Source organism: Aureimonas sp. D3 (assembly GCF_001463805.1).
Lineage (GTDB): Bacteria > Pseudomonadota > Alphaproteobacteria > Rhizobiales > Rhizobiaceae > Aureimonas > Aureimonas ureilytica_A.
In genome coordinates this window covers 1-25,799 of sequence record NZ_BBWM01000056.1, presented here as the reverse complement: position 1 = coordinate 25,799, position 25,799 = coordinate 1, and the positions used below count along the sequence as shown (strand labels likewise).

The 25,799-nt window shown below is 63.4% G+C and carries 39 protein-coding genes; 3 read left to right on the top strand and 36 right to left on the bottom strand.

All coding sequences use genetic code 11. From position 1 onward, the window contains the following. Positions 1 to 124 precede the first annotated feature (124 nt). Positions 125 to 949, top strand: coding sequence for a cytochrome b/b6 domain-containing protein (locus AUL36_RS16825; protein WP_062222583.1), 825 nt, complete (start codon positions 125 to 127; stop codon positions 947 to 949). Then, entirely contained in the window at positions 946 to 1,725 is a 780-nt protein-coding gene (locus AUL36_RS16820; RefSeq protein WP_062222581.1) for a molybdopterin-binding protein, read from the top strand. Before AUL36_RS16825 ends, AUL36_RS16820 begins: the two co-directional genes overlap by 4 nt. 18 nt (positions 1,726 to 1,743) lie before the next feature. Here the strand turns inward: AUL36_RS16820 and AUL36_RS16815 are convergent, their stop codons facing one another. The 5 genes from AUL36_RS16815 to AUL36_RS23360 all read right to left on the bottom strand — a co-directional run bounded on the left by AUL36_RS16815 (position 1,744) and on the right by AUL36_RS23360 (position 4,899). Further along, entirely contained in the window at positions 1,744 to 2,466 is a 723-nt protein-coding gene (locus AUL36_RS16815; protein WP_062222579.1) for an ATP12 family chaperone protein, read from the bottom strand. 28 nt (positions 2,467 to 2,494) lie between these two features. Beyond that, on the bottom strand, positions 2,495 to 3,199 hold the full coding sequence (locus AUL36_RS16810; RefSeq protein WP_062222577.1) for an HAD-IA family hydrolase: 705 nt from the start codon (positions 3,197 to 3,199) through the stop codon (positions 2,495 to 2,497). Then, the gene (locus AUL36_RS16805; RefSeq protein ID WP_058599873.1) at positions 3,199 to 4,191 is read right to left on the bottom strand and encodes an RluA family pseudouridine synthase; all 993 of its coding nucleotides are present in this window, start codon (positions 4,189 to 4,191) and stop codon (positions 3,199 to 3,201) included. The genes AUL36_RS16810 and AUL36_RS16805 overlap by 1 nt, the downstream gene beginning before the upstream one ends. A 69-nt stretch (positions 4,192 to 4,260) precedes the next feature. Next, the gene (crcB, locus tag AUL36_RS16800) at positions 4,261 to 4,641 is read right to left on the bottom strand and encodes a fluoride efflux transporter CrcB (protein ID WP_062222575.1); all 381 of its coding nucleotides are present in this window, start codon (positions 4,639 to 4,641) and stop codon (positions 4,261 to 4,263) included. A gap of 96 nt (positions 4,642 to 4,737) precedes the next feature. Continuing rightward, positions 4,738 to 4,899, bottom strand: a complete 162-nt coding sequence (locus tag AUL36_RS23360) for a DUF1127 domain-containing protein (RefSeq protein ID WP_082655899.1) — start codon at positions 4,897 to 4,899, stop codon at positions 4,738 to 4,740. Positions 4,900 to 5,090: 191 nt separating this feature from the next. Here AUL36_RS23360 and AUL36_RS16795 point away from each other — a divergent pair, with 191 nt between their 5' ends. Then, a complete protein-coding gene (locus AUL36_RS16795; RefSeq protein ID WP_062222573.1) occupies positions 5,091 to 6,506 on the top strand; it encodes an aminotransferase-like domain-containing protein in 1,416 nt (471 codons plus the stop codon). Positions 6,507 to 6,524: 18 nt separating this feature from the next. Here the strand turns inward: AUL36_RS16795 and AUL36_RS16790 are convergent, their stop codons facing one another. The 31 genes from AUL36_RS16790 to rpsJ all read right to left on the bottom strand — a co-directional run bounded on the left by AUL36_RS16790 (position 6,525) and on the right by rpsJ (position 25,635). Continuing rightward, positions 6,525 to 7,874, bottom strand: coding sequence for a replication-associated recombination protein A (locus tag AUL36_RS16790; RefSeq protein ID WP_062222571.1), 1,350 nt, complete (start codon positions 7,872 to 7,874; stop codon positions 6,525 to 6,527). A 33-nt stretch (positions 7,875 to 7,907) separates the two neighbouring features. Next, entirely contained in the window at positions 7,908 to 9,284 is a 1,377-nt protein-coding gene (locus AUL36_RS16785; protein ID WP_192843477.1) for a DegQ family serine endoprotease, read from the bottom strand. A 204-nt stretch (positions 9,285 to 9,488) separates the two neighbouring features. After that, complete coding sequence (locus AUL36_RS23885) at positions 9,489 to 9,659, bottom strand: hypothetical protein (RefSeq protein ID WP_156418435.1); 171 nt, start codon at positions 9,657 to 9,659, stop codon at positions 9,489 to 9,491. A gap of 258 nt (positions 9,660 to 9,917) precedes the next feature. Then, positions 9,918 to 10,946 carry an NAD-dependent epimerase/dehydratase family protein gene (locus tag AUL36_RS16780; RefSeq protein WP_062222567.1) on the bottom strand — a complete coding sequence of 343 codons (1,029 nt, stop codon included), beginning with the start codon at positions 10,944 to 10,946 and terminating at the stop codon, positions 9,918 to 9,920. A gap of 95 nt (positions 10,947 to 11,041) precedes the next feature. Continuing rightward, complete coding sequence (gene rplQ / locus AUL36_RS16775; RefSeq protein ID WP_058599878.1) at positions 11,042 to 11,464, bottom strand: 50S ribosomal protein L17; 423 nt, start codon at positions 11,462 to 11,464, stop codon at positions 11,042 to 11,044. A gap of 143 nt (positions 11,465 to 11,607) precedes the next feature. After that, positions 11,608 to 12,627, bottom strand: a complete 1,020-nt coding sequence (locus AUL36_RS16770; RefSeq protein ID WP_058599879.1) for a DNA-directed RNA polymerase subunit alpha — start codon at positions 12,625 to 12,627, stop codon at positions 11,608 to 11,610. Between the two features lie 137 nt (positions 12,628 to 12,764). After that, the gene (gene rpsK / locus AUL36_RS16765) at positions 12,765 to 13,154 is read right to left on the bottom strand and encodes a 30S ribosomal protein S11 (RefSeq protein WP_019998927.1); all 390 of its coding nucleotides are present in this window, start codon (positions 13,152 to 13,154) and stop codon (positions 12,765 to 12,767) included. A gap of 113 nt (positions 13,155 to 13,267) precedes the next feature. Next, positions 13,268 to 13,636 (bottom strand): 30S ribosomal protein S13, encoded by a 369-nt coding sequence (gene rpsM, locus AUL36_RS16760; RefSeq protein ID WP_058599880.1) that lies wholly within the window; start codon positions 13,634 to 13,636, stop codon positions 13,268 to 13,270. A 216-nt stretch (positions 13,637 to 13,852) separates the two neighbouring features. Then, on the bottom strand, positions 13,853 to 14,446 hold the full coding sequence (locus AUL36_RS16755) for an adenylate kinase (protein WP_058599881.1): 594 nt from the start codon (positions 14,444 to 14,446) through the stop codon (positions 13,853 to 13,855). After that, entirely contained in the window at positions 14,443 to 15,786 is a 1,344-nt protein-coding gene (gene secY / locus AUL36_RS16750; RefSeq protein WP_062222565.1) for a preprotein translocase subunit SecY, read from the bottom strand. The genes AUL36_RS16755 and secY overlap by 4 nt, the downstream gene beginning before the upstream one ends. Positions 15,787 to 15,988: 202 nt before the next feature. Continuing rightward, positions 15,989 to 16,465, bottom strand: a complete 477-nt coding sequence (gene rplO / locus AUL36_RS16745; RefSeq protein WP_058634243.1) for a 50S ribosomal protein L15 — start codon at positions 16,463 to 16,465, stop codon at positions 15,989 to 15,991. Positions 16,466 to 16,481: 16 nt separating this feature from the next. Then, on the bottom strand, positions 16,482 to 16,685 hold the full coding sequence (gene rpmD / locus AUL36_RS16740) for a 50S ribosomal protein L30 (RefSeq protein WP_058599884.1): 204 nt from the start codon (positions 16,683 to 16,685) through the stop codon (positions 16,482 to 16,484). A 62-nt stretch (positions 16,686 to 16,747) separates the two neighbouring features. Then, positions 16,748 to 17,305: a 30S ribosomal protein S5 gene (rpsE, locus tag AUL36_RS16735; protein WP_058599885.1), complete on the bottom strand. Its 558-nt coding sequence runs from the start codon at positions 17,303 to 17,305 to the stop codon at positions 16,748 to 16,750. 140 nt (positions 17,306 to 17,445) lie between these two features. After that, positions 17,446 to 17,808, bottom strand: coding sequence for a 50S ribosomal protein L18 (rplR, locus tag AUL36_RS16730; RefSeq protein WP_058599886.1), 363 nt, complete (start codon positions 17,806 to 17,808; stop codon positions 17,446 to 17,448). Between the two features lie 11 nt (positions 17,809 to 17,819). Continuing rightward, complete coding sequence (gene rplF, locus AUL36_RS16725; RefSeq protein ID WP_058634244.1) at positions 17,820 to 18,353, bottom strand: 50S ribosomal protein L6; 534 nt, start codon at positions 18,351 to 18,353, stop codon at positions 17,820 to 17,822. Positions 18,354 to 18,396: 43 nt separating this feature from the next. Further along, the gene (rpsH, locus tag AUL36_RS16720; protein ID WP_058599888.1) at positions 18,397 to 18,795 is read right to left on the bottom strand and encodes a 30S ribosomal protein S8; all 399 of its coding nucleotides are present in this window, start codon (positions 18,793 to 18,795) and stop codon (positions 18,397 to 18,399) included. A 14-nt stretch (positions 18,796 to 18,809) separates the two neighbouring features. Then, positions 18,810 to 19,115, bottom strand: a complete 306-nt coding sequence (rpsN, locus tag AUL36_RS16715; protein WP_058599889.1) for a 30S ribosomal protein S14 — start codon at positions 19,113 to 19,115, stop codon at positions 18,810 to 18,812. A gap of 21 nt (positions 19,116 to 19,136) precedes the next feature. Further along, positions 19,137 to 19,694 (bottom strand): 50S ribosomal protein L5, encoded by a 558-nt coding sequence (gene rplE, locus AUL36_RS16710; RefSeq protein ID WP_062222563.1) that lies wholly within the window; start codon positions 19,692 to 19,694, stop codon positions 19,137 to 19,139. Further along, positions 19,687 to 20,010: a 50S ribosomal protein L24 gene (rplX, locus tag AUL36_RS16705; RefSeq protein ID WP_062222561.1), complete on the bottom strand. Its 324-nt coding sequence runs from the start codon at positions 20,008 to 20,010 to the stop codon at positions 19,687 to 19,689. Before rplX ends, rplE begins: the two co-directional genes overlap by 8 nt. 12 nt (positions 20,011 to 20,022) lie before the next feature. Beyond that, the gene (gene rplN, locus AUL36_RS16700; protein ID WP_019998914.1) at positions 20,023 to 20,391 is read right to left on the bottom strand and encodes a 50S ribosomal protein L14; all 369 of its coding nucleotides are present in this window, start codon (positions 20,389 to 20,391) and stop codon (positions 20,023 to 20,025) included. A gap of 68 nt (positions 20,392 to 20,459) precedes the next feature. Continuing rightward, positions 20,460 to 20,705: a 30S ribosomal protein S17 gene (rpsQ, locus tag AUL36_RS16695; RefSeq protein ID WP_058599892.1), complete on the bottom strand. Its 246-nt coding sequence runs from the start codon at positions 20,703 to 20,705 to the stop codon at positions 20,460 to 20,462. 14 nt (positions 20,706 to 20,719) lie between these two features. Next, a complete protein-coding gene (rpmC, locus tag AUL36_RS16690) occupies positions 20,720 to 20,920 on the bottom strand; it encodes a 50S ribosomal protein L29 (RefSeq protein WP_058599893.1) in 201 nt (66 codons plus the stop codon). Positions 20,921 to 20,932: 12 nt separating this feature from the next. Beyond that, positions 20,933 to 21,346 carry a 50S ribosomal protein L16 gene (rplP, locus tag AUL36_RS16685; RefSeq protein WP_058599894.1) on the bottom strand — a complete coding sequence of 138 codons (414 nt, stop codon included), beginning with the start codon at positions 21,344 to 21,346 and terminating at the stop codon, positions 20,933 to 20,935. 24 nt (positions 21,347 to 21,370) lie between these two features. Next, positions 21,371 to 22,093: a 30S ribosomal protein S3 gene (gene rpsC / locus AUL36_RS16680; RefSeq protein ID WP_058599895.1), complete on the bottom strand. Its 723-nt coding sequence runs from the start codon at positions 22,091 to 22,093 to the stop codon at positions 21,371 to 21,373. Then, complete coding sequence (gene rplV, locus AUL36_RS16675; protein WP_058599896.1) at positions 22,093 to 22,479, bottom strand: 50S ribosomal protein L22; 387 nt, start codon at positions 22,477 to 22,479, stop codon at positions 22,093 to 22,095. Before rplV ends, rpsC begins: the two co-directional genes overlap by 1 nt. Position 22,480: 1 nt before the next feature. Beyond that, positions 22,481 to 22,759 carry a 30S ribosomal protein S19 gene (gene rpsS / locus AUL36_RS16670; protein WP_058599897.1) on the bottom strand — a complete coding sequence of 93 codons (279 nt, stop codon included), beginning with the start codon at positions 22,757 to 22,759 and terminating at the stop codon, positions 22,481 to 22,483. 12 nt (positions 22,760 to 22,771) lie between these two features. Then, positions 22,772 to 23,608, bottom strand: a complete 837-nt coding sequence (gene rplB / locus AUL36_RS16665) for a 50S ribosomal protein L2 (protein WP_058599898.1) — start codon at positions 23,606 to 23,608, stop codon at positions 22,772 to 22,774. A gap of 25 nt (positions 23,609 to 23,633) precedes the next feature. Next, positions 23,634 to 23,927 carry a 50S ribosomal protein L23 gene (locus AUL36_RS16660; protein WP_058599899.1) on the bottom strand — a complete coding sequence of 98 codons (294 nt, stop codon included), beginning with the start codon at positions 23,925 to 23,927 and terminating at the stop codon, positions 23,634 to 23,636. Beyond that, entirely contained in the window at positions 23,924 to 24,544 is a 621-nt protein-coding gene (gene rplD / locus AUL36_RS16655) for a 50S ribosomal protein L4 (RefSeq protein ID WP_062222559.1), read from the bottom strand. Before rplD ends, AUL36_RS16660 begins: the two co-directional genes overlap by 4 nt. After that, on the bottom strand, positions 24,544 to 25,266 hold the full coding sequence (gene rplC / locus AUL36_RS16650) for a 50S ribosomal protein L3 (protein ID WP_058599901.1): 723 nt from the start codon (positions 25,264 to 25,266) through the stop codon (positions 24,544 to 24,546). The genes rplD and rplC overlap by 1 nt, the downstream gene beginning before the upstream one ends. Positions 25,267 to 25,326: 60 nt before the next feature. Next, complete coding sequence (rpsJ, locus tag AUL36_RS16645; protein WP_007066362.1) at positions 25,327 to 25,635, bottom strand: 30S ribosomal protein S10; 309 nt, start codon at positions 25,633 to 25,635, stop codon at positions 25,327 to 25,329. Positions 25,636 to 25,799: the final 164 nt, after the last annotated feature.

Genomic DNA, 25,799 nt, shown 5'->3' with positions numbered 1-25,799 from the left:
AGGCACGTGGCGAGGCATCCCATTGCGCCCGCGCGCCGTATATGAGGCATCAGCCCGGATCGTTTCCCGCCCAAGCGCTTGCGCTTTCGAAGGGAAAGGATCGAGACAGGATGGTGCCCGCCCCATGAAACTCACCGCCGAGCGCGACGGCCCGATCATTCGCCGCCACGCCCTCACCACGCGCCTCACCCATTGGCTTTGGGTGATCTGCCTGTTCTTCCTGCTCCTGTCCGGATTGCAGATCTTCATGGCCCGGCCCGATCTCTATATCGGCCAGCAGTCGGGCTTTGCCTTCGACAATTCCATCCTCTCGATCGGCGCAGGTTACCAGAACGGCGAGTTGGTCGGCGTGACCCGCCTGTTCGGTGCGAGTTTCGACACGACAGGCTGGCTCGGCGCGATCGGGAACGCTAGAACGCTTCAGCCCCAGACCTTCCCCTCTTGGCTCACCGTGCCCTCCTATCGCGATCTGGCAACGGGCCGTGTCGTGCACTTTTTCTTTGCCTGGGTGCTGGTCGGCACACTCCTCTTCTGGCTCATCGGCAGCCTGATCAATCGGCATCTGTCACGGGACATTCTCCCGCGTGGGCGGGACGTTGCTGCCCTGCCGCGCGACATGGCCGATCACGCGCGGCTGCGCCTGCACCACCGGCGCACCTATGGCCCGCTTCAGAAGCTGTCTTATTTCGGCGTTCTCTTCGTTGCCCTTCCGCTGATGATCGCGACAGGCCTCACCATGTCGCCCGGCATGAACGCCTGGGCTCCCTGGACGCTCGATCTCTTCGGGGGGCGGCAGACGGCGCGCACGATCCATTTCACGGTGATGCTGCTCCTGGTTCTCTTTGTCGCCGTCCATATCGCCATGGTGCTCCTGGCTGGCCCGTTCAACGAATTGCGCTCCATGGTGACAGGGCGGATGCGGGTGGACCGCGAGGAGGACGCAGCATGACCTTTCGGCTCGACCGTCGCCGCTTCCTGACCGGAGCCGCCATCGCCTCGACCTCGGCCTTGGCGGGCTGTTTCGACCCGCTTCTGGCCAATGACTCGCAGGTGCGCGGCGTCCTGGCCAAGGCCAACGACCTCACCTACCGCGCGCAACGCCTGCTGCTCGGCAGCGACAATCTGGCGCGAGAGTTCTCGCGCTCCGAAATTCGCCAGCCCATGCGCCCGAACGGCATCACCGACCCGCAGGACGAGGACTATCGCGCGCTGGCCGCCGCGAATTTCGAGACCTACCGGTTGGAGGTGAACGGGCTGGTGGATCGACCCGCGAGCTTCTCGCTGGCGGAGATCCAAAACATGCCGGCGCGCACGCAGATCACCCGGCACGACTGCGTGGAAGGCTGGAGCTGCATTGCGGAATGGACGGGCGCACCGCTGCACCTGATCCTGGATCAGGTGGGCGTGAAGCCGCAGGCGCGCTTCGTCGTGTTCTCCTGCTTCGACACGCTGGAGAACGGCTTCACCGGGCCGATCCGCTATTACGAATCGATCGACCTTCTGGACGCCCGCCATCCGCAGACGATCCTCGCTTATGGCATGAACGGCGCGGCGCTGCCGGTTGCCAATGGCGCGCCCATCCGGGTGCGCGTCGAGCGGCAGCTCGGCTACAAGATGGCCAAATATATCCGAGCGATTACCCTGGCCGACAATCTTTCGAGCTTCGGCGATGGCGGCGGGGGCTATTGGGAAGATCGCGGCTACGAATGGTTCGCGGGGATTTGAGACTGTCGCGGCCGGGCTTTACGCCCGGCCCAGCATGATCGCGGCCATACGCATGTCGCGGTAGCGGCTGTCGCGACGCGCACGGGCTTCCTCGTCCTCGCCCCACTGCTCGATGTTCCAGTCCTCGTCGATATGAGAGAGCGCCCAGGCGCGCTCCACATCGAGGAAGCCTTCGCTGACGGCCAGCGCCAACAGAAGCGAGCCGGTGAGCGTCGTCATCTGGTGAAGGGCCGCCAAGCGGAAAGGATCCGTCTCGGCCCGCACGATCGCCCGCAGCGCTTCGACGCTGGCTTCCGGCTGCGCCACGAACATGACCCCGGTGCCGCACGCGAAACCCTGCCCCGTGCGCTGGCTTGCCCAGTCCATCACCGGGTCCCACCCCTCGGCCTGACGGTCCGCCAGCCGCTGCGGCTCGGCCGCGCGGTAGGCGAGAAGATCGGTCTCGGCATAGCGGCCAAGATCTTCCGCCACACCGGCCGGGTCCGCCGCCACGCCGTCGAGAACGGTGTTGACGAGCCGCGTCATCGGCATGGTCGCGGGGTCGATATGGGTCTTCTGCGCTTCCCATTCGGCGGCGACTGCCCGCGCCACATCGGCTGAGGGCACGCGCAGAAGCGCGCGCGAGGGCGTGCGCACCGGCCGCCCGTCGAGACGAACCGCAAAGCCGCCCTCCTCCTCGACGATCGACACGTCCTGATAGAAGCGCTTGGGCAATTCGGAGCGGGCGGGCAGAGTGGACATGGCAGGAAATCTCGGGACAGACGCGGCTTCAGGACGGCGAAAGCTCGAACCGGGGTTCGGAGGCCGGCGCGCTGGCTCTCCAATCCTCGATCCAGGCTTCGAGCCCTTCGGCTGTCGCGGCGACGGCCGTTGCGCCCGCCAGGATCAGCTCGTTGGGCGAGCCCGCGCCCCAGTCGACGCCCAGCGCCTCTACGCCGGCCGCTCTCGCCATCTGCATATCGTAGATGGCATCGCCGATCACAAGCGTATCGGCGGGATCGACACCCAGCTCCGCGCAGCATTCCAGCACCATGGCCGGATGCGGCTTGGAGGGGCAGTCGTCCCCCGTGCGCACGGCGAGGAAGATGCCCTCCAGGCCATGCAGTTCAACGATCATGCGCACGCCCCGCTGCGACTTGCCGGTGACCATGCCGATCAGAAGATCGTCGACGGCCGCCAGCCGGCGCAGCATGGGCTCGATGCCCGGAAACAGCGCCTCGGAATGCGTCCCTTCCGCGCGCACGCGGTGGAAGGCGTCCTTGTAGCCCTGGACGAGACGCGGCAGTTCGACATCGGGCACAGTCGGTGCGAGACGATGGATGGCGAGATCAAGAGACAGGCCGATAATGCCGCGCACCGCCGCATCCTCCGGCTCGGGCAGGCCGGCGTCGGAAAAGCAGCGCTTCATCGTTTCCACGATCAGGCCGAACGTATCGGCCAGCGTGCCGTCGCAGTCGAACAGAACGAGACGCATCAGTCGTTCTCGGCCGCTTCGTCGAAGCCGAAGAGGTTCCAGGTTTGAACCATGTGAGGGGGCAGCGGCGCGATCTGGTCGATCACCTTGCCCTTGCCGTCCGGATGCGGAATGGTGATGCGGCGTGCGTGGAGATGCAGCTTGTTCTGAACGCCGCCGGGAAATTCCCAGTTGGTGTCGTGCTCGAAATATTTCGGATCGCCGATGATCGGATGGCCGATATGGAGTGCGTGGACGCGCAGCTGGTGCGTGCGGCCGGTATAGGGCTCCAGCTCGACCCAAGAGAAGTTCTGCGCCACCTGATCGATCACGCGGTAATGCGAGAGCGCGTGGTCGGCCCCTTCCTCGCCATGGCGGGCGATGCGCATCCGGTCGCCGTCGGCGGTCGCCTCCTTGACAAGATAGGTCGAGATGCGCCCTTCCTTCGGCTGGGGTACGCCCTTGAGGATCGCCCAATAGCGCTTCTGCGTGTCGCGCTCGCGGAAGGATTTGGTGAGCGCCACGGCCGCACCGCGCGTGCGCGCGACGACGAGAATGCCTGATGTGTCGCGGTCGAGACGGTGCACGAGGCGCGGCTTCTCGCCCTTCTTGGAGCGCCAGGCTTCCAGCATCTTGTCGACATGGCGCGAGACGCCCGAGCCGCCCTGCACGGCGAGGCCCGCCGGCTTGTTGAAGACGAAGACCTTCTCGTCCTCATAAAGCAGCATCTGGCCGAGCACATCGCCGTCGTGCTTGTCGCGGATCGTGTTGGCCGTGAGCGGGGCGACCTTCATCTTGGCGGACTCGCCACCCATGGGCGGGATGCGGATCAACTGGCCCGCTTCGACGCGGGTGTCCGTCTTGGCGCGGCCGCCATCGACGCGCACCTGACCGGAGCGCAAAAGCTTCTGCAAATGGCCGAAGCCGAGACCGGGATAATGCAGCTTGAACCAGCGATCGAGACGAAGCCCCGTTTCGTCCGCTTCGACCCGGATCTGTTCCACGCTTGCCATGAGGGATCGTCCTTCTTGCTTTCCCTCGGCCATAGCGCATATGCGCCCGTGCGAAAACGGCTTTTCGGCTCAGAAGACCTGCCGGGCCAAGGCCAGACCGGCAAAGAGCGCGCCGAGACCGGCGAGGATCGTCACCGCGAGATAGACGAAGGCCGTGCCCAGCTCGCCCCGCTCCGCAAGTGTGGCGAAATCCAGCGAGAAGCTGGAGAAGGTCGTGTAGCCGCCGAGCACGCCCGTCGCGAGCAGCAGCCGCAAATTGGCATCCGCTCCGCCATAGCGCCGCGCCAGAAATTCGACCAGCAAGCCCATGACGAAAGAGCCGGTGACGTTCACGAAGAGCGTGCCGAACGGAAAGGCCGTCCCCAGCCAGCGCGCGGCGGCCAGACCCGCGCCATAGCGCAGGACCGAGCCGAGTCCGCCACCGACGGCCACCAAAAGGAAATTCATCATCGCAGGCCAGACCTTCCGGCCGCGCGCCTCGCGCGGCGTCCGCCCCTTCTAAATGAAAGGGTAGGACGACGCACGGGGGCTTTCCTTCGGCGGAGATCAAAAGACATGCAACGAACGCTCTCCCTCGGTCTCGGCCTGCTGCCGCGTCAAACCAACATCGCGAAGCTGCTCGTCCGTCAGGCCGAGCAGCGTCCGGCGCGTCCGCCGAAGCTCCCAACGATGGTGCATCCAGTCCCGGAACTGATGCCAGAGCGGCAAGCCGGTTAATCTCCTGTCTGGCCCGGTCGCGAGCTCCCCGGTTCCGAGAGGGGATGGAGGGCGAGAGCGAAATACGATTGAACCCGTCCAATCTCGAATTGTCACCGTACAAGCTCCACCCAAGCACACCTTGAATGGGTTCAATCCGTATCATTGACATTCAAAGGGTTACAATATAGGAAATTGTGACGATGACAAGTTTCCTCCCCTCTCCGTTGGACGGTCACAGTCCCTATTATGTGCGTCTGGCGGACGCCTTCGAGGCGGCCATAGCCGATGGACGCTTGCCCCCTGGAGACAAGCTTCCGCCTCAGCGCCATCTCGCCTTCGACCTCGGCGTCACTGTCGGGACGGTCGGACGCGCCTATGCGCTGTTGCGCGATAGAGGGCTGGTCAGCGGCGAGATCGGCCGGGGCACCTATGTGCTCGATCAGCGGCACGCGGCCGATCAACCGCCTCGGGACAATTTCGCCCTCGCCTATACGGGAACGCGGTCCATCGACTCCCCAGCGGGCAAGCTGCGCTTCGACACGGCGGCCGCGCCCGATATCGGCCAGAGCGAACGGATCGGCGCGACGCTCGCCGATGTGGCACGGGACATGTCGATCGAGGTCGCCAGCTATTCGCGATCGACCCCACCCCATTGGCGCACGGCCGGGGCCCGGTGGCTCTCGCGCAATGGCTGGGCGCCGGACGCGGAGGCGGTCGTCCCCAGCCATGGAGCCTTCTCCGCCGCGCTGTCGGTCATCACCGCCATGTCAGCGCCGGGGGATCGGATCGTCTTCGAGAAGCTGACCTACAGTCCCATCGCTCGCAGCGCGCGGCTGGCGGGGCGGCGAACGGTGGGCGTCGAGATCGATTCGGGCGGCATGGTGCCGGAAGATTTCGAGCGCATCTGCGCCCAGCAGCACCCCAAGCTCGCCTTCCTCATGCCGACGCTGCACAACCCGACGCTTGCGATCCTGTCGGAAGACCGGCGGCGTCAGATCGCCGATATCGCGCGGCGCTACGGCGTCTGGCTGATCGAGGACGATCTGTATGGGTCCATGTCGGACGATCCGACGCCGCTCGTGGCGGAGTTCGCGCCCGACCGCACCTTTGTCGTCGGCAGTCTGTCGAAATGCGTCGCCGCCGGGCTGCGCGTCGGCTGGGTGGCCTGCCCGCCGCATCTCGCGCAGCGCATCACCGTCACGCATCGCCTCCTGACGGGCGGCATTTCCTTCGTGCTGGCGGAGGCCGGCGCGCGGCTGGTTCTATCGGGCACGGCGGAAGAGTTGAGGCGTCGCTCCATGGCGGAGATCGAGGCCCGGCACCGGATCGTATCGGAGATACTCGCCGGTGCGGACGTCACGACCCATCCCTTCGCGCCCTTCGTCTGGCTGAAACTTCCAGACCCTTGGCTTTCCGGCACGTTCAAGGCGGCGGCCGCGCGGCGCGATATCCTGATCGACGACGAGGACGAGTATAAGCCGGAGCGCATGGAGCATAATTATTATCGCGCCCGCATCTCCTATTCCTCGGGAGATCGCGCCCTGATCGCCACCGGAATGACGGAGCTTCGCAGCCTTCTGGACAGCGGCATGGCGGGCTATGACGGCGAGACGTGAAGGGGCGCGCCTCGTCCCTCAGCCCTCGTCGCGCCGCAAACGCCGCAGCCTGTTCCATTCCGCCATGCGCGCGCCGATCCGTGCCTCCTCGCCCCGCTCCGTCGGGCGATAGAAGCTCTGGCGGCCGAGTGCCTCGGGGAAATAATCCTGCCCCGAGAAGGCATCCGGCTGGTCGTGATCATAGGCGTAGCCCGAACCATAACCTTCGGACTTCATCAGCTTGGTGGGCGCATTCAGGATATGGCGCGGCGGCAGGAGCGAGCCGTTCTCCTTGGCGGCGCGCATCGCGGCCTTATAGGCGGTGTAAACCGCGTTCGATTTCGGCGCGCTCGCCAGATAGACCGTCGCCTGCGCCAGGGCCAATTCGCCTTCCGGCGAGCCGAGATAGTCGTAGGCGTCCTTCGCCGCATTGGCGATCATCAGGGCGCGCGGGTCGGCGAGGCCGATGTCTTCCACCGCCATGCGCACGAGACGGCGGCCGAGATAAAGCGGGTCCTCGCCCGCATCGAGCATCCGGCAAAGATAGTAAAGCGCGGCGTCCGGGTCCGATCCGCGCACGGATTTGTGCAGAGCCGAGATCAGATTGTAATGTCCGTCCTGACTTTTGTCATAGACCGGGGCGCGGCGCTGGACGATCCGCTGGAGGGTCTCGGCATCGAAGGTCTCGCCGGGCTTGGCCGCGCGCCAGACCTCTTCGGCCAGCGTCAGGATCGCGCGGCCATCGCCATCTGCCATGCGCAGAAGAACGGCGCGTGCCTCCTCGTCCAGCGGCAGGGGCCGATTCTCCACCGCCTCCGCTCGCTCCAGAAGCTGCGACAGGCTGGCTGCGTCATGCGATTGGAAGGTCAGCACGCGGGCGCGCGAGAGGAGCGCCGCGTTCAGCTCGAACGAGGGGTTCTCCGTCGTCGCGCCGACGAGCACCACCGTTCCATCCTCCATCACGGGCAGGAAGGAATCCTGCTGCGCGCGGTTGAAACGGTGAATCTCGTCCACGAACAGAAGCGTCTGCCGACCGCTCTGCCGGCGCAGGCGGGCCGATTCGAACACTTTCTTGAGGTCTGCGACACCGGAAAAGATCGCCGAGATCTGCTCGAAGGCGAAGCCCACCTCGCCGGCCAGAAGCCGCGCGACCGTGGTCTTGCCCGTACCGGGCGGTCCCCAGAAGATGATGGAGCCGAGGCTCCCGTTTCCGAGCATTCGGGTCAGCACGCCGTCCGGCCCTGTCAGATGCTCCTGCCCCACCACCTCGGAGAGGGCCTGCGGACGCAGACGATCGGCCAAGGGTCCCGCGCGCTGCGGCACCTTGGCGGCGCCAGACGGTCGAGGCCGAGGCGCAGGCTCCGGCGCAGTTCCGAACAGGTCGGCCATGCGCCGTCCCCTCCCTTGTCAGCCGCTCTCGCCCTAGCGGACGAGTTGGGTCAGCACCTTGCCGTCCCGCTCCACATCCACCCGCCAGCCGCGCCGGCCATCGGCCGCCCGCTGCTCCAGATCGGCCGTAGAAGCCACCTCACGCCCATTGAGCGACAGGATGATGTCCTTGGGCTGGAGGCCGAGGCGCGCGGCCGGGCTGCGCGGCTCGATCTCGGTGACGACGACGCCGTTCTTGGTCTGCGACATCTCCAGCTCGTCCGCAAGGCGGGGCGACAGATTGGCGACGCTCGCGCCGGAAAAGGGCGTCGGCCCGTCCAGCGTGCGCTCGTCGCGCGCCGGGGTTTCGGGCGCGATCTCAAGCGGAAGGCGCACGCGCTCGGTCTGACCGTCGCTCGAGCGAACGGTCAGATCGGTCTTGCGCCCCAACCCTGCGGTCGCCAAGCGGTATCCCAACGAATCCGGCCCTTCGATCGAGAACCCATCCATGGCGAGAACCACATCGCCCGGCCGCAAGCCTGCGTCCGAAGCCGGGCCGCCGTCCACGACACCCTGCACCAGCGCGCCCGCCGGCTTGTCGAGGCCGATCGCTTCCGCGATGTCGGCCGTCACCGGCACGAAACTCGCGCCGATATAGGGCCGCAGGAACGGCCGCCCTTCGCGCGCCGCTTCCACGAAGGCACGCACCATATTGGAAGGAATGGCAAATCCGATCCCGAGCGAGCCGCCCGAGCGCGAGAAGATCGCTGTGTTCACGCCGACGAGTTCGCCCTTCATATCGATCAGCGCACCGCCGGAATTGCCGGGATTGATGGCGGCGTCCGTCTGAATGAAATAGCCGAGATCATCGGAACCGACATGGGTTCGCGCCACCGCCGAGACGATGCCGCTCGTGACCGTCTGGCCGATACCGAACGGATTGCCGATGGCGAGAACGAGATCACCGATTTCGGCGGTGTCGGAATCGGCGATCGGCACCACCGGAAACGGCTTGTCCGATTCGATGCGCAGAACCGCAAGATCGGCCCGGCGATCCTTCAGAAGAATCTTGGCGTCGAACTCGCGCCCGTCCGCCAGCGCCACCCTCACCTCGTCAGCGCCCTCGATCACATGATTGTTCGTCACCACGAGGCCATCGGCATCGACGATCACACCGGAGCCGAGCGATGATTCGAGGCGCGGCCTGCGCAACTGGTTGCCGAAGAACTGCTCAAAGAACGGATCGCCCGCGAAGGGGCTGCGCTGGGGCACACGCTTGGCCGCGTAGACATTGACCACCGCGGGCGCGCTCTTCTTCACCAAGGGCGCGAAGGTGAGCTTGATGTCGGCCTGCACGCTGGGCGTCCGCTCCACCGGCTGCGCCGGCACCGGCATGTCACTCCTCGACTGCGCGGCCGCGCCTTGCGCCATGACCGAAACGGACAGAAGAAGGGCAGCCCAGAACGGACGGGACGATCTCATACAAAGCTCCAATCGAAAGGCGAACCGTCAACGCGACGGGCTCGCAGCATCTGGCAGATATGGGGCATTCCTCCGACAGGACGCAGCGCGCAAGAAAAAAGGGCCTCACGGCCCTTTTCTCAACTCACTAAAGAGGTCACCCGCGCTGGCAGGTCAACGCGAGACGATGGTGCGCTCCATCGCCATGGATGCCGATTCCGGCAATTCGGCCGTTGCGTAGCTTGCGGTGAGCACACCGAAAGCCAAAGTCGCGCCAAGGAGAGTCAGCACAGTACGACGCATCGAGAATCCGCCGGTTGGGAGAGTATTGACGCGATTTTCCATGATTTTCGTTTATTCCGTGTAAAGCTTCGACCGCTCGGGAGGCGGTGATCCCGTTGCCTTGAAAATGCCACGAGTGGGAAAAGGTTGCCCGCTTCGTCAGGACTTCTTCGGGGGGTGTCGCCGTTGCCACAGATATCGCACAGGCTCGCGCAAGGTGCCTATCGCGCATCTGCAACATCGCTGATTTGTCGGGTATTTCAGCTTCACTTGTGAAAACCGGGCGAAACTCGAATTTGATGCGTCGTCTTCAGACTTCGTTCATCGTTTGACCAAACCCTCCCGAAACAGCGAGTCCGCGAGGGATCGAACCGCCTCCTCCGGGCTTCGAAACGACAAGCCCAGGACGGACCGCGCCGGACCGGCATCCAGTTGCTTGGCGGGTCCCAGTTCGGCGGCCAACATGCGAACGCGGCTGGACAAGCGTGCCACAAATCGAATCAAGCCATCCGGCACTTCCCGTCTGGGCAGGCGTCGCGCCAGATCGGGATAGGTGTCCGTCAGGATGGCCACGATGTCCGACAGTGTCAGGTTGCCCCCGTTCAGCACAAAGCGTCGCCCCGCCGCATCGGGAACCGTCAGCGCCGCCACATGCGCCTGCGCGACGTCTCGCACATCCACGACCCCAAAGCCCATGCGAGGGAATGCCGGCAAGCGGCCTCCCATCATCAGCCGAATCAGCGAGGCGGACGTTCCAGGCCGCGCGTCCAGCAGCGGCCCGAAAACAAGCGACGGGTTGATCGCCACAAGCTGCGTCGCGCTACCCTCCAGCACATTCCAGGCGGCACGCTCCGCTTCTGTTTTGGAGACGGCATAGGGTGAGATCGAATCGCTTTCGACGCGGGACCAATCGCCTTCGCCAAAGACATGCCCTGGAGACTCATCGTGCCCATAGTAGATCGAGGCGATCGAGGAGGTCAGCACGACCCTTTCCACCCCCGCATTCTCGGCCCCTTCCAGCACGCGAACCGTCCCTCCCCGCGCAGCGGGAACGAGCGCAAATTTCGAACGCGGCTGATAGGCGGGAAAAGGTGAGGCTGTATGCATGACGAAGCGGCAACCGCGAACCGCGTCCGCCCACCCGGCATCCTCCCGAAGATCCGCGGCGACAGAGGAGAAGCCCTCGATCGGCAATCCTTCATTGCGCAGGATACGATGTATCTGGATGGCACGAGACGGGTCGCGAAGCGTCCCGCGCACCTTCGCACCTCGGCGAACCAGTTCGACCACGATGTGCTTGGCGATGAAGCCCGTACAGCCGGTCACCAGAATGGTCTCGCCCGTCAGCATATCCGTCCGCTCCTTTCGGTTGTCGGCATCCTAGCGCGGAAAACAAAAAAGGGCCCTTGGGGCCCTTTTTCAAATGCTGTCGATCGCCGGGAAAATCAGGCGTCGGCGTTGGACAGTTCGGCTTCCAGACGGGCGCGATCAACAGCGCCGCGCGCGTCGACATCGCGATCCACGAACTCGATCACGGCCATCGGGGCGTTGTCGCCACGACGGAAGCCGGCCTTCAGAACGCGCGTGTAGCCGCCCTGACGCTCGGCGTAACGGGGCGCCAGCGTGTCGAACAGCTTCTTGATGACGGTTTCGTCGCGAACCTGGCTGATCGCCTGACGGCGAGCATGAAGGTCGCCGCGCTTGCCGAGCGTGATCATCTTCTCGACGATCGGACGCAGGTCCTTCGCCTTCGGCAGCGTGGTCACGATCTGCTCGTGCTCGATGAGCGAAGCGACCATGTTGGCGAACATCGCCTTGCGGTGTTCGTGGGTGCGGTTGAGTTTACGACCGCTCTTACCGTGACGCATATCAGTCTCCGTTTAGAAGGTCCGGCCTTGGCCGGGGTCGGCATCCTCGCAATCCGGTTGATCCCGGTGCATGTGCCTTTGAATCTTTTGGGTTCGGTTCGGCGCCGGCGGCTCTCGCCGCCGGTCATCCCTCTCGGTGAGGATCAGTACTGATCTTCGTAGCGCTTGGCCAGGTCGTCGATATTCTCCGGCGGCCAGGCGTTCACTTCCATACCAAGGTGCAGACCCATCGAGGCCAGCACTTCCTTGATCTCGTTCAGCGACTTGCGTCCGAAGTTCGGCGTGCGGAGCATTTCCGCCTCGGTCTTCTGGATCAGGTCGCCGATATAGACGATGTTGTCGTTCTTCAGGCAGTTGGCGGAACGAACCGAAAGCTCGAGCTCGTCCACCTTCTTGAGAAGCGCCGGGTTGAAGGCCAGCTCGGCGATCTGCTCCTCGGCGCCGCGCACTTCGCGCTGCGGCTCCTCGAAGTTGACGAAGACCGACAACTGGTCCTGCAGGATGCGAGCGGCATAGGCCACGGCGTCTTCGCCCGTGATCGATCCGTCCGTCACGATGTCCATCGTGAGCTTGTCCTTGTTCAGGTCCTGGCCCTCGCGGGTGGCCTCGACCTTGTAGGACACTTTCTTGACCGGCGAGAACAGAGCATCGACCGGGATCAGGCCGATCGGCGCATCCTCGGCGCGATTCTGGTCGGCCGGCACGTAGCCCTTGCCGGTGTTGACCGTGAACTCCATGCGGATTTCGGCACCCTCGTCGAGCGTGCAGATTTCATGCTCGGGGTTCAGGATCTCGATGTCGCCCACCGTTTGGATGTCACCAGCGGTGACGACGCCCGGACCGGACTTGCGCAGGACCATGCGCTTGGGGCCTTCGCCCTGCATCCCGATCGAGATTTCCTTTACGTTCAGGACGATGTCGGTCACATCCTCGCGCACGCCGGCGATCGAAGAGAACTCATGCAGAACGCCGTCGATCTGGATCGCGGTGACAGCCGCGCCCTGAAGCGAAGACAGAAGCACGCGGCGAAGCGCGTTGCCCAGCGTCAAGCCGAAACCGCGCTCGAGCGGCTCCGCAACGAGAGACGCCTTCGTGCGGCTGCCGCCGCTCTTGAAGACGACCTGGTTCGGCTTGGTGAGGTTTTGCCAGTTACTGGCGATCATGACGCGAGCCTTTCAGTAACATCGCCACCATCCAATCGTGGCGACTGATCTGAGCGGGAAGATTCGGCTTCCCTCATACGGCGAAAGCCGCGCGCCCCTTTCGGAGCACGCGGCAAGAACCCGACCCCTGAGGATCGTTAAACGCGGCGCTTCTTGCGCGGACGCACGCCATTGTGCGGGATCGGCGTCACGTCGCGGATCGACGTGATGGTGAAGCCCGAAGCCTGAAGCGCGCGCAGAGCCGACTCACGGCCCGAACCCGGACCGCAGACCTCGACTTCGAGCGTGCGCATGCCGTGTTCCTGCGCCTTCTTGGCGGCGTCTTCCGCAGCGATCTGCGCGGCGAAGGGCGTGGACTTGCGCGAGCCCTTGAAGCCCTGCGCACCGGCGGACGACCACGCGATCGTATTGCCCTGCGCGTCGGTGATCGTGATCAGCGTGTTGTTGAACGACGAATTCACGTGTGCCACGCCGGAGATGATGTTCTTGCGTTCGCGGCGGCGGACGCGCTGTGCTTCTTTAGCCATTTTCTTATCCTTGGATCTCGACACCGCCGTAACACCGGCGGCTCCACCTGCCCCGCTCGTTCAAACGGAGCATGAATGCATCGGCCAGACGGGAAGTCCGGCGCGCATTCTCGTTACTTCTTCTTGCCGGCGATCGGCTTCGCCGGACCCTTGCGGGTGCGGGCGTTCGTGTGGGTGCGCTGACCGCGAACCGGCAAGCCACGACGGTGGCGCAGACCACGGTAGCAACCGAGATCCATCAGACGCTTGATGTTCATCGAGGTCTCGCGACGAAGATCACCCTCGACGCGGTAATCGCGATCGATCATCTCACGGATCTGCAGAACCTCGGCGTCGGTCAGATCGTTGACACGACGTTCAGCGGAAAGGCCGACCTTTTCCATGATCTCGGCCGCGAAACGCGGGCCGATGCCGTGGATGTACTGAAGCGCGACGACGACGCGCTTCCCGGTCGGGATGTTGACACCAGCAATACGGGCCAAATGAGCCTCCTTATGTCGCGGATCCGCCGCGACGAACCATAGTCGAACGGGTCATCACCGTTCTCTTCAAACGCCGAACGACCGGCGCTGCCCCGCCGGGCAGCGTGCCGATCGCTCAATCATGCGCGAATTGGGCCGACCCTTATAAGATTCGGGGCGGTTTCGTCAATATGGTCTGAACGTACCCGATCAGAAAGACCCGGCGCGAACACGAAGTCAGGCCGCGACGGCCTGCTTGAGGATCGTGTCGATCTGCGTGCTGACCTCGTCGATCGAAGCCATGCCGTCGATCTCGAACGAACGACCACGTTCGCGGTAGAAGGGCGCGACGGCCGCCGTCAACGCCCGGAACTCGACCAAACGACGCCGGAAGACATCCGGATTGTCGTCCTTGCGCACCGGAAGGCCGGCGGCCTCCGCGTCACGCGCGCGCTTCTCGATCCGCTCGACGAGCTTTTCCTCGTCGACCTTGAACTCGATCACCGCGTCGATCGACAGGTTACGGCTCTGCAGCATCTGATCCAGAGCCTCGGCCTGCGCCAAGGTCCTGGGGAAGCCGTCCAGCACGAAGCCCTTACGGGCATCGGGCTGCTCGATGCGATCTGCCACGATCCCGATGACGATCTCGTCCGATACAAGCTGACCGGCATCCATGACCGCCTGCGCGCGCTTGCCGATCTCGGTCTGCTTGGCGACGGCCTCACGCAGCATGTCTCCGGTAGAGAGCTGCGGAATCCCGTACTTGTCGATGAGCCGTTGGGCTTGTGTGCCCTTCCCCGCCCCCGGAGGTCCCAGCAAAATCAGTCTCATCGTGTTCCCCGTCTGCCTCCGCGCAGCTTCGCCTTCTTCACGAGGCCTTCATATTGATGGGCGAGCAAATGCCCCTGCACCTGCGCCACTGTGTCCATGGTGACCGAAACCACGATCAAAAGCGAGGTCCCGCCGAGATAGAACGGAATACCGGCCGCCGAGATCAGGATCTCCGGCAGAAGGCAGATCACCATGAGGTAGATCGCGCCGACCACCGTGATGCGGGTCAGCACGTAATCGATATACTCAGCCGTGCGCTCACCCGGACGGATGCCGGGGATGAAGCCGCCATGCTTCTTCAGATTGTCGGCCGTGTCTTTCGGATTGAACACGATTGCGGTGTAGAAGAAGGCGAAGAACGCGATCATCGCCGCATAGAGGAACATGTAGAGCGGACGCCCGTGGCCGAGCGAGGCCACGATCCCCGTCGCCCAACCGGGAAGACGGCTGGTGTCGGCGAAGTTGGCGATCGTCACCGGCAGCAGCAGTAGCGAAGAGGCGAAGATCGGCGGAATGACGCCGGCGGTGTTGAGCTTCAGCGGCAGGTGCGACGTGTCGCCCTGGAACATGCGGTTGCCGACCTGACGCTTCGGATATTGGATCAGGAGCTTACGTTGGGCCCGCTCGAAGAAGACCACGCCGGCGATGCAGAGCACGACAACCACGATCACCAGGAGAATGATCGCCGTCGAAAGAGCGCCCGTGCGACCAAGCTCGAGAAGGTTCGCCATGGCGGACGGGAGGTTGGCTGCGATCCCCGCGAAGATGATCAGCGAGATTCCGTTGCCGATGCCGCGAGACGTGATCTGCTCTCCCAGCCACATCAGGAACATCGTCCCGCCGACCAGCGTGATCACGCTGGACACGAGGAAGAACGCGCCAGGATTGGTCACGATATTGCTGGAGGACTGCAAACCGGCGGCTATGCCGTAAGCCTGAACGGTCGCCAGCAGGACAGTGCCGTAGCGCGTGTACTGGTTGATGAGCTTCCGGCCCTGCTCGCCCTCCTTCTTCAGGTTCTCGAGCGACGGAATGACCGAGGTCATCAGCTGGATGATGATCGAGGCCGAGATGTAGGGCATGATGCCGAGCGCGAAGATCGCCATTCGGCCGACCGCACCGCCGGCAAACATGTTGAAAAGCCCGAGAATGCCTGTCGACTGCTGCTGAAAGGCCTGGGACAGCGCGTGCGGATCGATGCCGGGCATCGGGATATAAGTCCCGAGGCGATAGACCAGCAGGGCACCGAGCGTGAACCAGATGCGCTTCTTGAGATCTTCGGCCTTCGAAAAGGCGGCGAAGTTGAGATTTGCGGCGAGTTGTTCCGCAGCGGATGCCATGAGTGCGATTTCTCCGGGTTACCCCCGAGCGCGGGTTTCCCCTCCCCCGAACCCACATGATTCAGGAACGCCCATACTGCTTTGTTTCAAACGATTTTGCCGCGGGAAAGACAAGCTATTTCCAACCGAAAATCGTCTCGGCACAAAAAAACCGCCTGCGGAGGCAGGCGGCTTCTTATTTTCGTCATCGATTGCCCGAGGCTTAAGCTTCGGCTTCGACCTTCTGCGGCACGGTCAGCGAACCACCGGCCTTCTCGACCTTCTCGATCGCGGCCTTCGAGGCGCCAGCCGCCTGGATCGTCAGCTTGGCCGAAACCTCACCGTCCGACAGGATCCGAACGCCGTCGAGGACACGGCGCACGACGCCAGCGGCCTTGAGGGCTTCGGCATCGATCGTGGCCGAAGCGTTCAGCTTGCCGGCTTCGATCGCCTGCTGGATGCGAGCCAGCGACACGATGTTGTAGTCCTTCGCGAAGGTGTTCACGAAGCCGCGCTTCGGGAGGCGACGGTAGAGAGGCATCTGACCGCCCTCGAACCCGTTGATCGCAACACCCGAACGAGCCTTCTGGCCCTTCACACCGCGCCCGCCGGTCTTGCCCGAGCCGGAGCCGATACCGCGTCCGAGACGCTTGCGCGAATGGGTCGCGCCTGCCTTATCGGCGATTTCGTTAAGCTTCATCACTCTTGCTCCCGGCTTACTGGCCGTCGACAACGCGAACGAGGTGGCTGACCTTGGCGATCATGCCACGAACCGAAGGGGTGTCCTCCAGCGTGCTCGTGCGGTGCATCTTGTTCAGTCCCAGGCCGATCAGCGTGGCACGCTGCTCGCTCGGACGACGAATGGGGCTGCCGACCTGCTCGACGGTCACGGTCTTGCCCGCTGCGTTCTTCTCAGCCATGTTTCGGCTCCTCTATCCCTTGAAAGGACACACTGGGGCAGCGAAATCGCGCCCCGAGCGCATCACTCCTCCGCGCCAGCGCCCATGACGTCACGGCGACGAGCCTGCAGCGTCGAGTACTTGATACCACGACGGGCGGCGACGTCCTTGGGGTGCATCTGACCCTTGAGCGCGTCGAACGTGGCGCGAACCATGTTGTAGGGGTTCGAGGAACCGAGCGACTTCGCGACGACGTCGTGCATGCCGACGGCTTCGAAGACCGCGCGCATCGGACCACCGGCGATGATGCCCGTACCCGCTTCCGCGGTGCGCAGGATGACCTTGCCGGCGCCGTGGCGACCCTGCACGTCATGATGCAGCGTGCGGCCATCGCGCAGCGGCACAAAGATCAACTCACGCTTGGCGGCTTCCGTCGCCTTGCGGATGGCCTCAGGCACTTCGCGCGCCTTGCCATGGCCGAAACCGACGCGGCCCTTGAGATCGCCGACGACGACGAGAGCAGCGAAGCCGAAACGACGGCCGCCCTTCACCACCTTGGCGACGCGATTGATGTGAACCAGCTTATCAACGAAGCCGTCATCCCGCTCTTCGCGGTCATTGCGTTCGTTACGAGGCGCCATATCCTGTCCTTATTTTTTTCCGGAGGCGTCTGGGAATGGATGCCGACTCTGCGGCGTCCGGCTTAAAGCATAAGCGGCGCAGCGAGAAAACCCCGCTTCGCCGCTTATGGTAGATCGATCCCGCCGAAGCGGGATGCGGATCAGAAGTTGAGCCCGCCCTCGCGAGCGGCATCGGCCAGCGACTTGACGCGGCCGTGATAGATGAACGCCCCGCGATCGAAGACGACGTCGGTGACGCCGGCCTGCTTGGCGCGCTCAGCGACCAGCTTGCCGACGGCAGCAGCCGCTGCGGTGTCCGCGCCGGTCTTGAGGTCGGAGCGCAGCGACGTGTCGAGCGTCGACGCGGCCGCAAGGGTCTTGCCCTCGGCGTCGTCGATCACCTGCGCGTAGATGTGCTTCGAAGAGCGATGAATCGAAAGGCGCGGACGGCCGTTCGAAACGGCCTTCAGCGCGCGACGCACGCGGGACGCGCGGCGGCGGAGGAGTTCCTTCTGGGTAGCCATATTCCCGAGCCTTACTTCTTCTTGCCTTCCTTACGGACGATCTTCTCGCCCGCGTACTTCACGCCCTTGCCCTTGTAGGGTTCGGGTCCACGGAACTCGCGGATCTCCGCCGCCACCTGGCCGACCTGTTGCTTGTCGATGCCGGTGATGACGATTTCCGTCGGCTTCGGAACGACGATCTGAATGCCTTCCGGCACCGGATACAGAACGTCATGGCTGAAGCCCAGGGCAAGCTGAAGATTCTTGCCCTGCATAGCCGCGCGGTAACCCACGCCACTGATTTCGAGACGCTTCTCGAAGCCGTCCTTCACGCCGGACAGGATGTTCACGATCATCGTGCGGGACATGCCCCACTTCGAACGTGCATCCTTCGACTCGTCACGCGGATCGACCTTGATCGACCCGTCTTCCATCTTCACGAGGACTTCCTCGTTGACGACGAAAGACAGCTCGCCCTTCGGACCCTTCGCCTTGACCGTCTGACCGTCCACGGAGGCGGTCACGCCTGCCGGTACGGAGACCGGCTTCTTACCAATACGAGACATCGTTGAACCTGTCGATTAGTCGGAACCAAACCTCGATGCCGCGTCAGAAGACGCGGCAGAGGATCTCGCCACCGACATTCTGTTCACGGGCGGCGTGGTCGGCCATCACGCCCTTGGGCGTGGACAGAACCGAGATACCGAGACCGTTGGCGACGTGCGGGATGGTCTTCGAAGAGACGTACACGCGGCGACCGGGCTTCGATACGCGAGCGATCTCGCGGATCACCGAAGCGCCTTCATAGTACTTGAGTTCGATGGTGAACTCGGCCGTGCCGTTCTCGAAGCGGGTTTCCGTGTAACCACGGATGTAGCCCTCTTCCTTGAGAACGTCGAGCACACGCGCACGCAGCTTGGAAGCCGGGGTCGCGACCGTCGACTTGTTGCGCATGGTCGCGTTGCGGATGCGTGTCAGCATATCGCCGAGAGGATCGGACAAAGCCATATCGATTGCTCCTCTTACCAGCTCGACTTGACGACGCCGGGCACCTGGCCCGTGTTGCCGAGGTCACGAAGGGCGATACGGCTCATCTTGAGCTTACGGTAGTAAGCCCGCGGGCGGCCGGTAACTTCGCAGCGATTGCGAATGCGAACCTTGGCGGAGTTGCGAGGCAACTCGGCGAGCTGCAGCTGAGCGCGGAAGCGCTCCTCCATGCTCGCGCTCTGGTTCATCGTGAGAGCCTTGAGAGCCTCACGCTTGGCCGCAAACTTGGCGACGAGCTTTGTGCGTCGCTTGTTCTTCTCGATGGCGCTTTTCTTAGCCATGTTTTGTCCTTTCGCCTGCCGTTACTGGCGGAACGGGAAGTTGAGCGCCTTCAGAAGGGCCCGGGCTTCCTCGTCGGTCTGCGCCGTCGTACACACGATGATGTCCATGCCCCACATCTGATCAACCTTGTCGTAGTTGATCTCGGGGAACACGATGTGCTCCTTGATGCCCATGGCGAAGTTGCCACGACCATCGAAGCTCTTCGGATTGAGACCGCGGAAGTCCCGAACGCGCGGAAGCGCGATCTGAACCAGGCGATCCACGAATTCATACATACGATCCTTGCGAAGGGTGACCTTCGCGCCGATCGGCATGTTCTCACGCACCTTGAAGCCCGCGATCGAGTTGCGAGCGCGCGTGATAACCGGCTTCTGACCGGCGATCAAGGCCAGGTCTTCGGCGGCAACGGTCGGCTTCTTGGAGTCGCCGGTGGCTTCACCGACGCCCATGTTGATCACGACCTTATCGAGGCGCGGCACCTGCATCTCGTTGGAGTACTTGAACTCCTCGAGAAGCTGCTTGCGGATCTCGCTCTTGTATACCGACTTCAGGCGCGGCGTGTACTGGGTGTCAGCCATCGATCTGTTCTCCCGAACGCTTGGCGAAACGGACCTTCTTGGCGTTCTCACCTTCACCGACGACCTTGAACCCAACGCGGGTCGGCTTGCCATCCTTCGGGTCGGCGACCGAAAGGTTGGAGAGATGGATCGGAGCTTCCTTGGAAACAATGCCGGCTTCCTGGCTGGCGGACTGCTTCTGGTGGCGCTTCACCATGTTGACGCCGGACACGACCGCGCGGTCGTTCTTCGGCATCACCTGCGTGACGGTGCCGGTACGACCCTTGTCCTTACCGGCGAGTACGACGACTTTGTCGCCCTTCTTGATCTTCTGCATAGAACCGGCTCCTTACAGCACTTCAGGTGCCAGGGAAATGATCTTCATGTGGTTCCGCGCGCGAAGCTCGCGGGGAACCGGTCCGAAGATACGGGTGCCGACCGGCTCTTTCTTGTTGTCGATGAGGACGGCCGCATTGCGGTCGAACCGGATCACCGAACCATCGGGACGACGGATGTCCTTGGCCGTGCGAACCACGACCGCCTTCATCACGTCACCCTTCTTCACGCGGCCACGCGGAATGGCTTCCTTGATCGACACGACGATGATGTCGCCGACCGAAGCATACTTCCGCTTGGAACCGCCCAGCACTTTGATGCACATGACACGACGTGCGCCGGAATTGTCCGCCACATCGAGGTTTGTTTGCATCTGAATCATGTCAGGCCGCCTTCAAATAACGAGCGGCCGGGGAGCGCAGGATCGCGCGCTTCACCCGGCACAAGTGTTCAACGAGCCGCTGCTTCGCCAGCAACGACGATCCAGGTCTTGTCCTTCGAGATCGGCTTGGTCTCCTCGATGGAGACCATGTCGCCGATCTTGTACTGGTTCGACTCGTCGTGCGCCTTGTACTTCTTGGACCGACGAACGGTCTTCTTGAAGAGCGGATGCGTGAAGCGACGCTCCACGAGCACGACGACCGTCTTGTCATTCTTATCGGAGACCACAGTCCCCTGCAAAACGCGTTTCGGCATAGTAGATCTTACCTTTAGGCCTTGGCCGTGTCCGCCTTCTGGCGGGCGATGGTCTTGATACGGGCGATGTCGCGGCGAATTTCCTTGACCCGAGCCGTATTTTCGAGCTGGCCTGTAGCACGCTGGAAGCGCAGATTAAACTGCTCTTTTTTCAGCTTGCCGAGTTCTTCGCTCAGTTCGTCCTGCGTCTTGGCGACGAGATCGTTGGCTTTCATGATCCCTACCCCTTATTCGGCGATGCGCTGAATGAAACGGGTACGGATCGGAAGCTTCGCCGCGCCGAGGCGGAGGGCTTCGCGCGCCACCTCTTCGGCAACGCCGTCGATCTCGAACATGATGCGACCGGGAGCGACGCGAGCCGCCCAGTATTCGATCGCGCCCTTGCCCTTACCCATGCGGACTTCGGTCGGCTTCGCGGTGACCGGAAGGTCGGGGAAGATACGGATCCACACCCGGCCCTGACGCTTCATCTGACGCGTGATCGCGCGGCGGGCCGCTTCGATCTGGCGTGCGGTGACGCGCTCCGGCTCGAGAGCCTTGAGGCCGAAGGTTCCGTAGCTAAGAACCGCGCCGGCCTTGGAAGCCCCGTGAATGCGTCCCTTGAACGCCTTCCGGAACTTCGTGCGCTTTGGCTGCAACATTTCATTTACTCCGGAGCTGGCCTATCAGGCGTTATCGCGCTCGCGCTCGCGACGACGGTTGTTGCCGCCACCCGAGGCTTCACCTTCCACCGCCCGACGCTCAGACGCCATCGGATCGTGCTCGAGGATCTCGCCCTTGAAGATCCAGACCTTGACGCCGCACACGCCGTAGGCGGTGTGGGCTTCGGCCGTGCCGTAATCGACATCCGCACGAAGGGTATGCAGGGGCACGCGGCCCTCGCGGTACCATTCCATGCGCGCGATTTCCGCGCCGCCCAGGCGACCCGAGCAGTTGATGCGGATGCCTTCGGCACCCAGACGCATCGCGGACTGCACAGCGCGCTTCATGGCGCGGCGGAAGGCGATACGGCGCTCGAGCTGCTGCGCGATACCCTGCGCGACCAGCGTCGCGTCGGTCTCGGGCTTGCGCACTTCAACGATGTTGATGTGCGTCTCGGCATTGGTCATCGCGCCGAGCTTCTTGCGAAGCTTTTCGATGTCCGCGCCCTTCTTGCCGATCACGATGCCCGGACGAGCCGAGTGGATCGTGACACGGCACTTCTTGTGCGGACGCTCGATGACGACCTTCGAGACCGCCGCCTGCTTCAGCTCGTTGAGGAGGTACTTGCGGATCGCAAGATCCTCATGGAGCAGCTTGCCGTATTCGTTCGTGTTTGCGAACCAACGCGAGTCCCACGTCCGGTTGATACCGAGACGAAGGCCGATCGGATTGACTTTCTGACCCATTACGCGGCCTCCTCTTCGGCCACTTCACGGACCACGATCGTCAGATGCGAGAAGGGCTTCTCCACCCGGCTCGCACGACCGCGGCCACGAGCGTGGAAACGCTTCATCGTGATCGACTTGCCGACAAACGCCTCGGCAACGACCAGAGCGTCGACGTCGAGATCGTGATTGTTCTCGGCGTTGGCGATGGCGCTTTCCAGCGTCTTCTTCACGGTCTCGGCGATGCGCTTGCGCGAGAAGGTGAGATCGGCGAGCGCACGATCCACCTTCTTGCCGCGAATCAGCTGCGCGACCAGGTTCAACTTCTGTGGGCTGACGCGGATGGTGCGAGCAACTGCCCGAGCCTCGTTGTCCTTGAGCCCACGCTCGGCCTTGGCCTTGCCCATGTTACTTCCTCTTCGCCTTCTTGTCGGCGCCGTGGCCGTAATAGGTGCGGGTCGGGGAGAATTCGCCGAACTTGTGTCCGACCATATCCTCGTTGACCAGGACCGGGATGTGCTTGTTGCCGTTGTACACGCCGAACGTCAGACCGACGAACTGCGGGAGGATCGTGGACCGACGGGTCCAGATCTTGATGACTTCGTTGCGACCGCCGGAGCGGACCTTTTCGGCCTTCTTCAGCAGGTAGCCATCAACGAACGGACCTTTCCAGACGGAACGTGTCATGGAGTGTTTCCCTTACTTCTTGCGCTGATGGCGCGAGCGCATGATGAACTTGTCCGTGGACTTGTTCTGACGCGTCCGCTTGCCCTTCGTCGGCTTGCCCCAGGGCGAAACCGGGTGACGGCCACCCGAGGTGCGGCCTTCGCCACCACCGTGCGGGTGATCGACGGGGTTCATCGCGACACCGCGGACATGAGGCCGACGTCCGAGCCAGACCGAGCGACCGGCCTTGCCCAGATTGATGTTGCCGTGGTCCGGATTGGATACGGCACCGACCGTGGCGAAGCACGAGCCGGAGACGAGACGCTGCTCGCCCGAGTTCAGACGAAGGATCGCCATGCCCTGATCGCGGCCGACGAGCTGCGCATAGGCGCCAGCCGAGCGCGCGATCTGACCACCCTTCTCCGGCTTCATCTCCACATTGTGGATGATGGTGCCGACCGGCATCGCCGACAGCGGCATCGCGTTACCGGGCTTCACGTCGACGCCGGTGAGGCCGGCCACGACCTGATCGCCGGCAGCGAGGCGCTGCGGGGCCAGGATGTAGGCCAGCTCGCCGTCCGCATAGCGGATCAGCGCGATGAAGGCGGTGCGGTTCGGATCGTACTCGATGCGCTCCACCGTGCCGACGACGTCGAGCTTGCGACGCTTGAAGTCGATCATGCGGTAGGTGCGCTTGTGACCGCCACCCTGGTAGCGCGCGGTGATGCGCCCCATGTTGTTGCGGCCGCCCTTGGAATGCAGGCCTTCCGTCAACTGCTTGACCGGCTTGCCCTTCCAGAGACCCGAGCGGTCAACGATGACCAGCTGGCGCTGGCTCGGCGTGACCGGATTGAAGCTTTTCAGTGCCATGTTCTCAATTCCTCGCGGCCAGGCGTCACAGACCGGTCGAGACGTCGATGGACTGACCTTCGGCCAGCGTCACGATCGCCTTCTTCTGATCACTCAAACGACCGAGACGGCCACGGAAGCGACGGGTCTTGCCCTTGCGGACCAGCGTGTTAACAGCCGTAACCTTGACGCCGAAGAGCGCCTCGACGGCGGCCTTAATCTGCGGCTTGGTCGCGGTACCGGGAACGTTGAAGACCACCTGATTGAAGTCCGACACGAAGGTCGACTTCTCGGTGATCACCGGGCTGGTGATGACGTCGTAATGACGAAGATCGGTCATTTGAAGCGCTCCTCGAGAGCCTCGACGGCCGCCTTCGACAGGACAAGCGTCTGACGGCGAAGAATGTCATAGACGTTGATGCCCTGGATCGGCAGCACGTCGATGTTCGGAAGGTTGCGAGCGGAACGCGAGAAGTTCACGTCGAGCTCGGAGCCGCCAATGATCAGCGCATTGGTCCAGCCAAGGCCGGCGAACTGCGTGGCGATCGCCTTGGTCTTTCCGTCGTTCGAAGCGAGGTCGTCAACGACGATCAGGCCACCGGACTTCGCCTTGGCAGAGAGCGCATGCTTCAGACCGAGAGCGCGCAGCTTCTTGGGCAGGTCGTGAGCGTGCGAACGCGAAACCGGGCCGTGAGCCTTACCACCGCCGCGGAACTGCGGAGCACGCGCCGAACCGTGACGAGCGCGACCGGTGCCCTTCTGCTTGTAGAGCTTGGCGCCCGTGCGAGCGATTTCCGCGCGACCGAGCGACTGGTGCGTGCCCTGCTGACGCTTGGCGAGCTGCCAGCGAACGACGCGCTGCAGAATGTCTTCGCGCGGCTCGAGACCAAAAATCTCGTCAGCGAGCGTCACCGAGCCAGCGTCACCGCCGGAAAGGGAAGTGATCTTGATGTCCATTATTCCGTACCCTCGGAAGCGGCTTCAGCGGCCGAGCCGGCATTCGCGGCCTGGCGGATCGCGGCAGGCTTGGGAGCGTTGGCAGGAAGCGGAACCTTGACCGCATCCCGAACGTAGATCCAGCCGCCCTTGGAGCCAGGGACGGCGCCACGGATCAGGAGCAGACCCTTGTCGGCATCCGTACGGATCACTTCGAGGTTCTGGGTCGTCACGCGGGTCTGGCCCATATGACCAGCCATCTTCTTGTTCTTGAAGACCTTGCCCGGATCCTGGCGCTGACCCGTCGAACCGTGCGAACGGTGCGACACGGACACACCGTGCGTGGCACGAAGACCGCCGAAATTGTGGCGCTTCATAGCGCCGGCGAAGCCCTTACCAATCGAGGTACCGGTGACATCCACCAGCTGACCCGCGACGAAATGCTCGGCCGTGATCTCGGCACCAACCTCGATGAGGTTGTCGCTCGAAACGCGGAACTCCGCGACCTTGCGCTTGGGCTCGACCGAGGCCTGGGCGAAGACGCCGCGCATGGCCTTGGACGTGTTCTTGACCTTCGCGAGACCGACGCCGAGCTGAACAGCCGTGTAGCCGTTCTTCTCTTCGGTCCGCTGGCCGACAACCTGCAGATTTTCGATCTTCAGGACCGTGACCGGAACATGCTCGCCTGCATCATTATAGATGCGGGTCATGCCGACCTTCTGTGCAATCACACCTGAACGCATATGTTCTTCCTTCAGAGGAACCTTAGAGGCTCAACACCCGGTCGGTTCTTGTTAGGCTCGTCAGAGCTTGATCTCGACGTCGACGCCAGCGGCGAGGTCGAGCTTCATCAGCGCATCCACGGTCTGCGGCGTCGGGTCGACTATGTCGAGGAGCCGCTTGTGGGTCCGCATTTCGAACTGCTCGCGCGACTTCTTGTCGATGTGGGGCGAGCGGTTCACCGTGAATTTCTCAATGCGCGTCGGCAGCGGGATAGGCCCGCGCACGTTGGCGCCCGTACGTTTTGCCGTCGATACGATCTCGCGGGTGGAAGCGTCGAGCACTCGGTGGTCGAACGCCTTCAGGCGGATGCGGATATTCTGGCCGTTCATTGCATTCGTCCTTCCGTCGGAGCCATGCCGGAGAACCGGCGCTTTCCGAGCGCTAAAACAGTCTTCAGCCAATTTGAACAGGACGCCTCAACGGCGCCCAAACCGCCCAATAGGGCAAAGGGAACGCGGCGGTGTACACCGCCGCGTCCCCCCATTCAAGTGGA